12 protein-coding genes are annotated in these 11,932 nt (G+C 63.1%); 7 read left to right on the top strand and 5 right to left on the bottom strand.

Translation table 11 applies throughout. The features are described 5' to 3' along the window. Positions 1-1,601, bottom strand: a 1,601-nt coding sequence (locus tag PMN64_RS38480; protein WP_411784532.1) for an ABC transporter substrate-binding protein, incomplete at its 3' end; no start/stop codon positions are given. A 293-nt stretch (positions 1,602-1,894) separates the two neighbouring features. On the opposite strand from PMN64_RS38480, the gene PMN64_RS38475 reads away from it, so the two are divergent. Together PMN64_RS38475 and PMN64_RS38470 are read left to right on the top strand one after the other, a co-directional pair. Beyond that, positions 1,895-2,656: a peptidase gene (locus PMN64_RS38475; RefSeq protein ID WP_016846384.1), complete on the top strand. Its 762-nt coding sequence runs from the start codon at positions 1,895-1,897 to the stop codon at positions 2,654-2,656. A 12-nt stretch (positions 2,657-2,668) separates the two neighbouring features. Beyond that, positions 2,669-3,430, top strand: coding sequence for an SDR family oxidoreductase (locus PMN64_RS38470; RefSeq protein WP_137479991.1), 762 nt, complete (start codon positions 2,669-2,671; stop codon positions 3,428-3,430). Between the two features lie 367 nt (positions 3,431-3,797). Here PMN64_RS38470 and PMN64_RS38465 read toward each other — a convergent pair whose 3' ends face one another. Beyond that, positions 3,798-5,021: an MFS transporter gene (locus tag PMN64_RS38465; RefSeq protein WP_411784531.1), complete on the bottom strand. Its 1,224-nt coding sequence runs from the start codon at positions 5,019-5,021 to the stop codon at positions 3,798-3,800. A 116-nt stretch (positions 5,022-5,137) separates the two neighbouring features. On the opposite strand from PMN64_RS38465, the gene PMN64_RS38460 reads away from it, so the two are divergent. After that, entirely contained in the window at positions 5,138-6,394 is a 1,257-nt protein-coding gene (locus PMN64_RS38460; protein ID WP_411784530.1) for a NupC/NupG family nucleoside CNT transporter, read from the top strand. Positions 6,395-6,501: 107 nt separating this feature from the next. Here PMN64_RS38460 and PMN64_RS38455 read toward each other — a convergent pair whose 3' ends face one another. Beyond that, complete coding sequence (locus PMN64_RS38455) at positions 6,502-6,732, bottom strand: MGMT family protein (protein ID WP_092089686.1); 231 nt, start codon at positions 6,730-6,732, stop codon at positions 6,502-6,504. Between the two features lie 411 nt (positions 6,733-7,143). On the opposite strand from PMN64_RS38455, the gene soxC reads away from it, so the two are divergent. Continuing rightward, positions 7,144-8,433, top strand: coding sequence for a sulfite dehydrogenase (gene soxC, locus PMN64_RS38450; protein ID WP_304496008.1), 1,290 nt, complete (start codon positions 7,144-7,146; stop codon positions 8,431-8,433). Further along, positions 8,420-8,953, top strand: a complete 534-nt coding sequence (locus tag PMN64_RS38445) for a c-type cytochrome (protein WP_411784529.1) — start codon at positions 8,420-8,422, stop codon at positions 8,951-8,953. The genes soxC and PMN64_RS38445 overlap by 14 nt, the downstream gene beginning before the upstream one ends. Before the next feature lie 227 nt (positions 8,954-9,180). Here PMN64_RS38445 and PMN64_RS38440 read toward each other — a convergent pair whose 3' ends face one another. Next, positions 9,181-9,747: a cupin gene (locus PMN64_RS38440; protein WP_411784528.1), complete on the bottom strand. Its 567-nt coding sequence runs from the start codon at positions 9,745-9,747 to the stop codon at positions 9,181-9,183. A gap of 100 nt (positions 9,748-9,847) precedes the next feature. Then, on the bottom strand, positions 9,848-10,138 hold the full coding sequence (locus PMN64_RS38435; protein WP_026192965.1) for an usg protein: 291 nt from the start codon (positions 10,136-10,138) through the stop codon (positions 9,848-9,850). Positions 10,139-10,533: 395 nt separating this feature from the next. On the opposite strand from PMN64_RS38435, the gene groES reads away from it, so the two are divergent. Further along, positions 10,534-10,848: a co-chaperone GroES gene (gene groES / locus PMN64_RS38430; RefSeq protein WP_097674118.1), complete on the top strand. Its 315-nt coding sequence runs from the start codon at positions 10,534-10,536 to the stop codon at positions 10,846-10,848. Between the two features lie 45 nt (positions 10,849-10,893). Next, the coding region (groEL, locus tag PMN64_RS38425) for a chaperonin GroEL (protein ID WP_411784527.1) at positions 10,894-11,932 on the top strand (1,039 nt) is incomplete at its 3' end.

The raw sequence follows: 11,932 nt of genomic DNA, 5'->3' as shown, positions 1-11,932 counted from the left end.
CCATGGTCGTCGGCAGCGTCAGATGTGTATAAGAGACAGTTGTTGTACTGGCTGTTGTCGTGCGGATGGAAGTTCTTCACGTAGGGCTGCCAGCAATTGCCGGCCGATGAGTGCAGGATGACCGGCCGCGCGGCGTCGTCGACCAAGAGGCGCTCGATGTCGAACACGATCTTGCGGCGCTTGTCCTTGTCGACCTCGCGCGACTGCGCCGCCAGCAGCTTGTCGACCTCGGCATTGCAGTACTGGGTATAGTTACGCTCGGAGTTGCAGGAATAGTTCTCCACCAGATTGCCGTCGGGATCGTCGACGCTGACGCCGGTGACATTGAGGCCGATGGTGTAGTCCTTGCGCTGCAACCGCGAGTACCAGCGCGGCGTATCCAGAATGTCGAGCTCGGCTATGATGTAGATCTTCTTGAGCTGGTCGGCGAGGATCACCGCCGGGTCGCGATAGGTCGGCAGATTGCGGGTCTGGATCTTGATCGACAGCGGCTTGGCGTCGCTGTAGCCGAGCTTCTGCATGATCGCCTGCGCCTCGGCGAGGTTCTTCTCGGCATCTGGGCCGTATCCCATCAGCGTCGACAGGATCTCCGGCGGCATGCCCCACTCTCCTTCGGGCTTGGCCTGCATCGCGCCGCCGAGCCGTCCGGTGCCTTCGAACAGGATGCTGTTGAAGGCCTTGCGATCCAGCGCCAGCGACATCGCCTTGCGGATCTCCGGATTGTCGAACGGCGGATTGACGCGGTTGACCAGAAGATTGATCTGCAGATTGGTCGACGTCATCTCGCAGATCGCGTTCGGCGCCCGCGCCTTGACGTCCTTCATCAGGGGAATGCTGACGTCGGACGGAAAGGTGATGTCATAGTCGCCGGTCGCGAACGCCAGCATGCGGGTGGCGCGGCTGTCGATCGAGCGCACCGTGATCTCGTCGAGATACGGCCGGTCCTTCTTGAAGTAATCGGGGTTGCGGATCAGACGAATGGAGTCACCGCGCCGGAACTCGACGAACTTGAACGGCCCGGTGCCGACCGGTTTGGTGCGCATCACCTGCTGCGGCACATGGCAGGGATAGACCACCGAGAAGGCGCTGGCGAGCAGCGCCAGCAGGCCGGGCTGCGGCTCGGTCAGCTCGAAGGTCGCCTCATCCTCGCCATTGATGCTGACGTCCTTGAGCTTCGAGTACCAGACCTTGCGCGGGTTGCGCTTGAAGTCCTGGGTCTCGCTCTTGCCGATCAGCATCCGCCAGGTGCACTGCACGTCCTTGGCCGTGAACAGCTGACCATCATGCCACTTCACGTCGTGCCGCAGCTTGAAGGTAAGCTTCGTGTTGGTCGGGTTCCACGACCAGCTCTCGGCGAGATCGGGGATCACGGTGTCGATGCTCTCATGCACCTTGGCCGGATCGAACACCACGAGGTTGTTGAAGACCGCCGCGAACGGCATCACCGAGGCGATGGTGGATTCCTCGAGCAGCGAGGTCGAGGGCGGATTGTCGTTGTGATAGAGCCGCAGCGTGCCGCCCTTCTTCTGCGCCGATGCAGGGCTCGCGGCGAGCGCCGCGAAACCCAATGCCACGATGCACGCGGCCAGTTTGAACGACATTCCCGCCTCCCGAAATTTCTTGTTGTCGTCGGTTGCAGGCAGTCGAGCACAACACCCCGCCCCTCGCAACGACGCAGGGCCAAGATCATTGCCGGCTGCGCGCAACGCAGAGCGAGACCGGGATGCGCCCCGCAACCTGGACGGCTGGAACGGGCGCCCGGCCATCGCTCGGTCGTCCCGCCCCTCTTTGACGGACCACGGCATCTCCCGTCACGGGGAATTGGGGTTGGATGCATCCGCGAAATTGGCTACTAGTTTCCGGCCGAGAAACTCGGGCCGTCTGAGGACTTGAAATGACCTATTGCTGCGGAATTCTGGTGCGCGACGGGCTCGTCATGATCGCCGATACCCGCACCAATGCCGGCCTCGACAATGTCTCGACCTTCCGCAAGCTGCACATCTTCGAAAAGCCCGGCGAGCGCATCATGGCGATCGCCAGCGCCGGGAATCTGGCGATCAGCCAGTCGGTGCTGTCGACCCTGACCGAGGGCATGGAAAATCCGGACACCGGCGAGCTCGAGACGCTGATGAACGCCCCGACCATGTTCCAGGCGGCGCAGCGGATCGGCCGCGCCATCCGCTCGGTGCACGCCACCGAGGGCGATGCCCTGCGCGCCGAGGACATCTCCTTTGACGTCTCGTTCCTGTTCGGCGGCCAGATCAAGGGCTCGCGGATGCGCCTGTTCATGGTCTACACTGCCGGCAACTTCATCGAATGCACCACCGACACGCCATACCTGCAGATCGGCGAGCACAAATACGGCAAGCCGGTGCTCGACCGCGCCATGCATTACGACGTCGAGCTCTACGAGGCGCTCAAAACGGGGCTGATCTCGATGGATTCGACGATGCGCTCCAATCTCGGCGTCGGCCTGCCGATCGACGTGCTGGTGGTGCGCACCGACGCCTGCGAGGCCGATCTCAATCACCGCATCGAGGCCGGCGAGCCCTATTTCCACGACCTGCGCTCGCGCTGGTCGGCGGCGCTCCGCGCGGCGCACCAGAACATTCCACGCCCACCCTACAAGAACGAAACCGAAGCAAAAACCAAGTAAGAGGAAACTCGGATGACTGAGGCAACCAGCAAGATCGCACTCGTGACCGGCGCCGGCACCGGCGTCGGACGCGCCGCGTCGCTCGCTTTGATGGACAAGGGCTACACCGTGGTGCTCGCCGGGCGCCGCATGGAGATGCTGGAAGAGACCGCCAAGCTCGGCCCCGCCGGCAAGAGCCTGTGCGTGTCGGCCGACATGGCCAACCCGGCCGCGATCGCCGCGCTGTTCGACAAGGTGAAGGCGACCTATGGCCGCCTCGACGTTCTCTTCAACAACGCCGGCATGGGCGCGCCGCCGGTGAACTTCGAGGACCTGCCGCTCGAGCAGTGGCAGGCGGTGGTCAACACCAACCTGACCGCGCCGTTCCTGTGCACCCAGCACGCCTTCCGCATCATGAAGGACCAGAAGCCGCGCGGCGGCCGCATCATCAACAACGGCTCGATCTCGGCGCACGCGCCGCGGCCGTTCTCGGCCGCCTACACCTCGACCAAGCACGCCATCACCGGCCTCACCAAGGCCTCCAACCTCGACGGCCGCATGTATGACATCGCGGTCGGCCAGGTCGATATCGGCAATGCCGCGACGCCGATGACCGACCGCATGGTCAACGGCCCCGGCGTGCTGCAGCCGGACGGCACCACCAAGCACGAGCCGCGCATGGACGCCAAGGCGGTCGGCGACGCGGTGGCCTACATGGCGGGCCTGCCGCTCGACGCCAACGTGCTGTTCATGACTGTGATGGCGACCAAGATGCCGTTCGTGGGCCGGGGCTGATCATCTCCTTCCCCCTGCTTGCGGCAGGACCATCACGACGGCCGGCCGGGCTTGTCCCGGCCGGCCGTCGCCGGGGCGCATTGTCAAAATATCGAAAACAACCCCATGCAAAGTAGCCGGCAGCTAGCGGCGTTCGACACGGCAACTTGACACGTCGGGCAAATCAGCAGTATTTTTCCATTATTCCGAAATTGTGAAGCTTGCCCGGGGCTCATCTTCCCCTTCTCCCCGCGCGCGCGGAGAAGGTCGGGATGAGGGGGAGTCTCCACAAGGACGGTGAGAGACAAACTCGCGGAGAGTCCCCCTCACCCGGATTGCTGCGCAATCCGACCTCTCCCCGCAAGCGGGGCGAGGTAAGGGAAGCTCCTTACTCCAGCTTCTCGACGTCGCGCAGCGTCGGGAACAGCTTCATCCAGAGCAGCGCGACCGCGACGGTGGCGACGCCGCCGAGCACGGCCGACGGCACGGTGCCGAGCAGCGCCGCGGCGACACCGCTCTCGAACTGGCCGAGCTGGTTCGACGCATTGATGAACAGGAAGTTCACCGCGCCGACGCGGCCGCGCATCTCGTCGGGGGTGGCAAGCTGCACCAGCGAGAAGCGGATCACGACGCTGATCGTGTCGGCGGCGCCGAGCACCGCGAGCGCCAGCGCCGACAGCCACATCCAGTGCGACAGCGCGAACACCACCGTCGCGACGCCGAACACGATCACCGCCTGGAACATGCGCATGCCGACGCGGCGGTTGATGGTGTGCCGCGCCAGCACCATCGTCATGAGCAGCGCACCGACCGCGGGCGCGGCGCGCAGGATGCCGAGGCCGAGCGGGCCGGCTTGCAGGATGTCGCGCGCATAGATCGGCAGCAGCGCGGTGACGCCGCCGAACAGCACCGCGAACAGGTCGAGCGAGATGGTGCCGAGGATCGCCGGATTGCTGCGAACGAAGGTGACGCCGGCAAACAGGTCGTCCGACGACCCGCCGTTCTTCACCGGCGCCTGCTGCAGCCGGCCGATGCCGCCGGTCAGGAGGGCGCCGAACAGCCAGAACACCATCATCACGGCATAGGGCGCGCTCGGCATCAGCGCATAGGCGAAGCCGCCGAGCGCGGGTCCGGTGATGGTCGCGACCTGCGCCGCGCCGCTCGAGATCGCGGTCGCCCGCTGCAGCGAGCCTTGCGGTGCGATCAGCGGCAACAGCGCGGCGGTCGCCGGGCTCTCGAACGCGCCGGCGATCCCGAGCACGAAGGTCGCGACGAAGATCTGGATCTCCGAGATGGTGCCGGCAAAGGTGCTTCCGGCGAGAAACAATGCGGTCAGCGCCTCCGCGATCTGGCAGGCTTGCACCACGCGCTTGCGCTCGAAGCGGTCGGCGGCGTGGCCGGCGACGAACACCAAGAGCGCCGTCGGCAGAAACTGCACCAGTCCGACCATACCGAGGTCGAACGCGCTGCCGGTCAGATCATAGATCTGCCAGCCGATCGCCACCGCGCCGATCTGGCTGGAGAAGCGCGACAGGCTGCGCGACGACAAGAAGAACAGGAACGGTCTGTGGCCGAGCAGATCGCGGACGCCGGCCGGCGTGGCGGAGGACATGGATGATTGCGTGGCCGAGCGCCTGCAACTTGTCAATGGCGACGAGCTGAACGCGCAACAGCATTGCGCTGCGCGAAGCCCCTGCCCATAATCGCGCGAGGGTTTTTGGGGGCGTGATGCTGCAGTTGCAATCGGCGTTCGGCGTGGTGGCGTTGCTCTTGATCGCCTGGGCGCTGAGCGAGAATCGCCTGAAGGTGTCGCTGCGCCAGGCGGCGATCGGGCTCGTCGTCACGATCGTCACGGCGCTGGTGCTGATCAAGGTGCCGCTGGTGACGCAGGCTTTCGGCGCGATCAATGACGCCGTCGGCACGATCGCGGCCGCGACGCGCGCCGGCACCGCCTTCGTATTCGGCTATGTCGGCGGCGGCCCGGCGCCATTCGATTCCAAGGCACCCGGCTCGGACTTCATCCTCGCCTTTCAGGCGCTGCCGATCGTGCTGGTCATGAGCGTGCTGACGACGCTGTTGTTCTATTGGCGCGTGCTGCCGCCTGTCGTGCGCGGCATGGCCTGGCTGCTCGAGCGCACACTCGGCGTCGGCGGCGCGGTGGGGCTCTCGACCGCGGCCAATATCTTTCTCGGCATGGTCGAAGCGCCGCTGTTCATCCGCCCCTATCTGGCGCAGCTCACCCGCAGCGAATTGTTTCTGGTGATGACCGGCGGCATGGCCGGGATCGCCGGCACCGTGCTGGTGCTGTACGCCACGCTGCTCGCGCCGCTGATCCCGGATGCGGCCGCGCATTTCGTCATCGCCTCGGTGCTCGGCGCGCCGGCCGCAATTTTGGTGAGCCTGATCATGGTGCCGGAAACGTCGGACAAGCGCACCGGCGGATCGCTCGACAATCCCGATATCCAGGTGTCGTCGACGATGGACGCCATCGTGAAGGGCACGGCAGCCGGGCTCGAGCTCTTGATGAACATCATCGCGATGCTGCTGGTGCTGGTTGCGCTGGTGTATCTGGCGAACGCGATCATCGGCCTGCTCCCGGAGATCGGCGGCGCGAAGATTTCGCTGCAGCGGCTGCTTGGTTACGTCATGGCGCCGGTGTGCTGGCTGATGGGCCTGCCCTGGCCGCAGGCGATCACGGCGGGAAGCCTGATGGGCACCAAGACCGTGCTGAACGAGCTGATCGCCTATGTCGATTTGTCGAAGCTCGGTCCCGACGCGCTCGATCCGCGCTCGCGGCTGATCATGCTCTACGCGATGTGCGGCTTTGCCAACTTCGCCAGCCTCGGCATCATGATCGGCGGCCTCGGCATCATGGCACCCGAGCGGCGCGACGAGATCAACGCGCTCGGGCTGAAGTCGATCGTCTCAGGCACGCTGACGACCTGCCTGATGGGCGCGATCGTGGGGATGCTGACGCAGCCGTAGTCGCGGTAGCCCGGATGGAGCCAACGGGTCGCGCGAACGCGCGCCCGATGACAGGCTCCGCGCAATCCGGGGCGGTGCTGACGCGGTGAAGCTCCCTGTCAAGCGGATCATTGTTGGGCCGGCCGACGGCGCGGACGCACGTAGCCGCGCATTGAGCCGTCGCTTGCAATAACGCGATGACAGGGGATCGATGGGTCGTAATTCGTGCGCATTATGGCACCAACCGCGCGTGCAGCCTTCGGATTGCCGGCTTTAGCAGCGACAGCTTTGTACGTCATGGCCTTCCCCTTTGGGATCTTGCGCACGATGTCGCGGACCTTATCTGAAAAGGTTTTCATAGGCCGAGTGTAGCAGATTTCTCAGAGGGTTTTCGCCTTTTTACCTGCGGTTGGAACGAGCGCGTCGCGTTGGCACGGAAGATTCGACTGGACGTGCCGGTGTTCGTTTCGAAGTGCGCGCCGCCGTCTTAACATTGTGGGCAGCTATTGGCCCCTAGCGCCGTTTGCCGCGCAGTGCCGGCGTGGACGCAAACGGAGCATTGCGGACATCGACCGGCGGCTCCGCCCGATGCGATTCGAGGTGAATGACCCAACTCGGACATAGTGCGGTGTGCCCGCCGCGTCATTTCGCTGCGATGCGGAATTTGCGGCGACCCCAATGTCCAAGGAAGCGAGCTTCGACCTGTAGCTGAAGAACAATGCTCGCACAGCGGGGTTGATAACTGGGGCAAAGTCAAAAAGGAGGACTTGATGGCTGCTGATCGATCGACCGTTCACGGGTCCGATCTGGACATCGTGGCGGGGAACGGCCTCCTTCATCGCCGTATGTTTTTGACAGCGGGTACGGCGGCTGCGGCCGCCGTTGCCAGTTCCGCTCTGCCTAATCCAGCTGCCGCCGACGCGTTACCGGTTGAGCCCTGGATGAAGGTGCCGGGATCCGGATTCGTCGGCTACGGCCAGCCAGCGAAATACGAAGAAAAGGTCGCCAGAACTTGGAACACCGCGCCAGGCACGACCGGCACAGGTGCCGCCCGCACACCGCTCCATTTGCTCGACGGCATGATCACGCCCAATAGCGTGCATTTTGAACGTTCTCATAGCGGCATTCCCGACATTAACCCGGATACCCACCGGCTGTTAATCCACGGCCTAGTCAAGCGCCCGCTGACCTTCACGCTGGAAAGCCTAGAACGCTATCCGCGCGAGTCGCGCGTCTCATTTCTCGAATGTGGTGGTAACGGCCAATTGCTGTACCAGAAGGAGGCCGCCGCGGTTGGAGTCCAGGCGATTCACGGCCTTGTCTCCTGCGCCGAGTGGACGGGCGTAAGGCTCGCGATCCTGTTGCAGGAAGCAGGCGTCGATCCGAAGGCCAAATGGATTTTAGCCGAAGGTGCAGATGCTGCCGGCATGAGCCGCAGCATACCGTTGGCGAAAGCGATGGATGACGCATTGATTGCTCTCTACCAGAACGGTGAGCGCGTGAGGCCATCCAACGGCTATCCGATGCGACTCCTGCTGCCGGGATACGAAGGCAACATGAATGTGAAATGGCTCCGGCGCATCAAGCTGACCGAAGCGCCGACGATGACCAAGGATGAGACATCGAAGTACACGATCACCTTGCCCGACGGGAAATCCCTTCAGTTTGTGCTCCCTCAGGAAGGGAAGTCTGTGATCACACGGCCTTCACCGGGGCTGACTATGAAAGAGCCCGGCCTCTATGAAATCTCGGGTCTTGCCTGGTCGGGCTATGGCAAGGTCACCAAGGTTGAGGTCTCGGCCGACGGCGGCAAAAGCTGGGCAAAGGCGGCGTTGCAGTCGCCCGTGCTGTCGAAGGCGTTGACACGCTTCCGCATTCCGTGGCGGTGGAACGGCGGACCCGCGGTCCTGCAAAGCCGCGCAACCGACGAGACCGGTTACGTCCAGCCGACGCGAGAGAAGATGATCGCCGCGCGCGGCAACCGAACCATCTATCACTCCAACGCCATCACGGCCTGGGCCGTTTCCAACAAAGGCGAGGTGAAGCATGTCTATGCGTAACCCTCTCCTCATCGCCGCCTCAGGTCTTGCCATGGCTTCGGCCGTCGCATTCGCGGCTGAAAGCCCAAACTTCGGACGGGCGGCAACACCGGAGGAAATTGCCTCTTGGGACATCAGCATTGGTCCAGACGGCGTCGGCTTGCCGCCTGGCAGCGGGACCCCAAAGCAAGGTGAAGCCGTGTACGCGGCAAAATGCACCGCCTGCCATGGCGAGAAAGGAGCCGGGAAGCCCAACGATCAGCTCGTGGGCGGACAAGGAACGCTTCCCGGTGACAAGCCTCCGGTCAAAACCGTGGGAAGCTTCTGGCCCTATGCCACAACAGTCTTCGACTATGTGCGGCGAGCGATGCCATATAACGAATCGAAGTCGTTGACCAATGACGAAGTTTATGCGGTCGTCGCTTATATCCTGAACCTCAACGGCATCATTGCAGACAACGACACCATGGATGCGCAGACACTGCAAAAGGTGAAAATGCCGAACCGGAATGGATTTGTGACGTTTTCGCGCGGAAAATAAAGCTGCCTGAATGTCTGGGTCTGGCCCGTCGCGACATCTTGCGTTGCCGCACGAACTTGGTCGCTATCGGGGCAAAGCGGACGTAGAGTCACGCCGACGGTTTTATGGGTACACGGCCTGGAAAATCGTCATGCCCGGGCTTGACCCGGGCATCCATCGACCAAGGAGAATCTTTCGGAGCAGGATAGATGGCCGGGTCAAGCCCGGCCATGACGGCCGCGAAAAGCCTACGCCTTCAACTCCACCGTCTTGAACTCGGCCGGCAGGATCACCTCCAGCAGTTCGACGTCGTCGGAATAGTCCAGGATCATGTGCCGGATGCGCGGCGGCTGGGTCCAGGCGCTGCCTTGCTGCATCAGCGTCTCGCCCTCGCCTTCCATGTAGGTCTTCACCCAGCCCTTGAGCACATAGACCATCTGGAAGTCGATATCGTGGAAGTGCAGCTTCGACACTTCATCGGGATTGCACGGTCCCTGCAGCCGGATGACATGCGCCTGCGCCAGACCATGCGAGGCGGCGGCGATGCCGAGGTCGCGGTACTTGGCGTAGGCGCGCAGCCCGTCGGCCTTGAAGTCCTCTTCGCGGTGATGGCTGATGGCGACGCACTGCTTCGGCCGGGCCTTGGTTGCAGCTTTCGGCGCACTCTTCTTGGCCGCCGAGACGCGGCCTTTCGACTTGATGGTCTTGCGCGCGGACGATTTCGCGGATGTCTTTTTGGCGCCGGCGCCGAGCCCCGACCATTTCTTCTTCACCGCGGTCTTGGCTGCCGATCTTGATGCCGTCTTCTTGGCCATTGTTTCGCCTCCCGTCTTTTTCTGACGGACGAAGGCTAACACAAGTCGCGCGCCGCGAGGCGAGCAAAGGCGCACACCGCGCTTTTGCCCCCTTGCCCGCTCAATGCAGCCGGAACACGCCGTCGACGGCACGCAGCTCGGCCGGCTTGACCAGCTTGGAATGCGCCACCGTCACCGAAAACAGCGGGCCTTCGAGCTTCGCCTGCCAGAACGCGAGGAAATCCTGCAGCGCCGGAAATTTCGGAAACAGGTCGTAGTTCTGCCAGACATAGGTCTGCAGCAACGAGGGGTGATCCGGCATCCGATAGAGGATTTGCGCCGTCGTCAGCCCGTACCCCAGCAACTGCTTCCGGAAATCGTCGGAAACAACCCCACCAACTCGCGAGACCATGCCAACCTCCTGTGACGGAGCGCATTCACGTGGTGGCCGACCTCCCCCGCCGGACCACCGGCAATGGATGCGCTCACATGAGAGAAATGTGACGCACGCGACTAACCCATCTCAAGCCTAAATGTTTAATAGGCTGTTGAAATTTCTTGCGTTGGCAGCAGCTTACCGCATCTGCTAATAGCCCCGGGCGACCCCTTCCGGGGGCATTAAGGATGCCGAAATGATCTCGGCATCCTTTTGGCAGGCGGCACTTACGAGTGCCAATTTTTCTGCTAGAGGCACTTGCCCGCCGCCAAGGCTTGGCCTATCTCCTGCGCAGCCAGTCTGGCACTCGCTGGACTGGACTGCTAACTCTCCAAAAATCTACAGCATCTACAAATGTTTAGGAGGACTGCATGAAATTCCGTCCGCTTCACGACCGCGTCGTGGTCAAGCGTATCGACGCCGAAGAGAAGACTGCTGGCGGCATCATCATTCCGGACAGTGCCAAGGAAAAGCCCTCGCAGGGCGAAGTCATCGCTGTTGGCCCGGGCGGCCGCGATGAAGCTGGCAAGCTGATCCCCATCGACATCAAGGTCGGCGACCGTGTCCTGTTCGGCAAGTGGTCGGGCACCGAGGTCAAGATCGACGGCGAAGACCTGCTGATCATGAAGGAAAGCGACATCATGGGCGTCCTCGACGTCCCCGCTTCCAAGAAGAAGGCGGCCTAAGCGCCTCCCTCCCTCCCAGGTTAAATCTCTCAAGGAAAAATTCAGATGGCAGCTAAAGAAGTCAAATTCTCCGTCGAGGCGCGCGACAAGATGCTGCGCGGCGTCGACATCCTCGCCAACGCGGTGAAGGTCACCCTCGGTCCGAAGGGCCGCAACGTGGTGCTCGAAAAGTCGTTCGGCGCTCCCCGCATCACCAAGGACGGCGTCACCGTCGCCAAGGAGATCGAGCTCGAGGACAAGTTCGAGAACATGGGCGCCCAGATGGTGCGCGAAGTCGCCTCCAAGTCCGCTGACGCGGCCGGCGACGGCACCACCACTGCGACCGTGCTCGCGGCTGCGATCGTGAAGGAAGGCGCCAAGTCGGTCGCCGCCGGCATGAACCCGATGGACCTCAAGCGCGGTATCGACCTCGCGGTCGAAGCCGTCGTTGCGGACCTCCAGAAGAACTCGAAGAAGGTCACCTCGAACGAGGAGATCGCCCAGGTCGGCACCATTTCGGCCAACGGCGATGCCGAGATCGGCAAGTTCCTCTCCGACGCCATGAAGAAGGTCGGCAATGAGGGCGTGATCACGGTCGAGGAAGCCAAGTCGCTCGAGACCGAACTCGACGTCGTCGAGGGCATGCAGTTCGACCGCGGCTACATCTCGCCCTACTTCGTGACCAACGCCGACAAGATGCGCGTTGAGATGGACGACGCCTATATCCTGATCAACGAGAAGAAGCTCTCCTCGCTGAACGAGCTGCTGCCGCTGCTCGAGGCCGTGGTGCAGACCGGCAAGCCGCTGGTCATCGTCGCCGAAGACGTCGAAGGCGAAGCCCTCGCCACCCTCGTCGTCAACCGCCTGCGTGGCGGCCTGAAGGTCGCGGCCGTCAAGGCTCCGGGCTTCGGCGATCGCCGCAAGGCCATGCTGCAGGACATCGCGATCCTGACCGGCGGCCAGGCCATCTCGGAAGACCTCGGCATCAAGCTCGAGAACGTCACGCTGCAGATGCTCGGTCGCGCCAAGAAGGTGATGATCGACAAGGAGAACACCACGATCGTCAACGGCGCCGGCAAGAAGGCCGACATCGACGCCCGCGTTG

This window comes from Bradyrhizobium sp. UFLA01-814 (assembly GCF_046718885.1).
Classification (GTDB): domain Bacteria; phylum Pseudomonadota; class Alphaproteobacteria; order Rhizobiales; family Xanthobacteraceae; genus Bradyrhizobium; species Bradyrhizobium elkanii.
This window is presented reverse-complemented; position numbering and strand designations above follow the sequence as displayed.

What these genes read in the sequence shown, in the direction of transcription:
- PMN64_RS38475 (WP_016846384.1), top strand. Translation starts at nt 1,895, where the DNA reads ATGACCTATTGCTGCGGAATTCTGGTGCGCGACGGGCTCGTCATGATC.
- PMN64_RS38470 (WP_137479991.1), top strand. Translation starts at nt 2,669, where the DNA reads ATGACTGAGGCAACCAGCAAGATCGCACTCGTGACCGGCGCCGGCACC.
- PMN64_RS38465 (WP_411784531.1), bottom strand. Translation starts at nt 5,021, where the DNA reads ATGTCCTCCGCCACGCCGGCCGGCGTCCGCGATCTGCTCGGCCACAGA.
- PMN64_RS38460 (WP_411784530.1), top strand. Translation starts at nt 5,138, where the DNA reads ATGCTGCAGTTGCAATCGGCGTTCGGCGTGGTGGCGTTGCTCTTGATC.
- PMN64_RS38455 (WP_092089686.1), bottom strand. Translation starts at nt 6,732, where the DNA reads ATGAAAACCTTTTCAGATAAGGTCCGCGACATCGTGCGCAAGATCCCA.
- soxC (WP_304496008.1), top strand. Translation starts at nt 7,144, where the DNA reads ATGGCTGCTGATCGATCGACCGTTCACGGGTCCGATCTGGACATCGTG.
- PMN64_RS38445 (WP_411784529.1), top strand. Translation starts at nt 8,420, where the DNA reads ATGTCTATGCGTAACCCTCTCCTCATCGCCGCCTCAGGTCTTGCCATG.
- PMN64_RS38440 (WP_411784528.1), bottom strand. Translation starts at nt 9,747, where the DNA reads ATGGCCAAGAAGACGGCATCAAGATCGGCAGCCAAGACCGCGGTGAAG.
- PMN64_RS38435 (WP_026192965.1), bottom strand. Translation starts at nt 10,138, where the DNA reads ATGGTCTCGCGAGTTGGTGGGGTTGTTTCCGACGATTTCCGGAAGCAG.
- groES (WP_097674118.1), top strand. Translation starts at nt 10,534, where the DNA reads ATGAAATTCCGTCCGCTTCACGACCGCGTCGTGGTCAAGCGTATCGAC.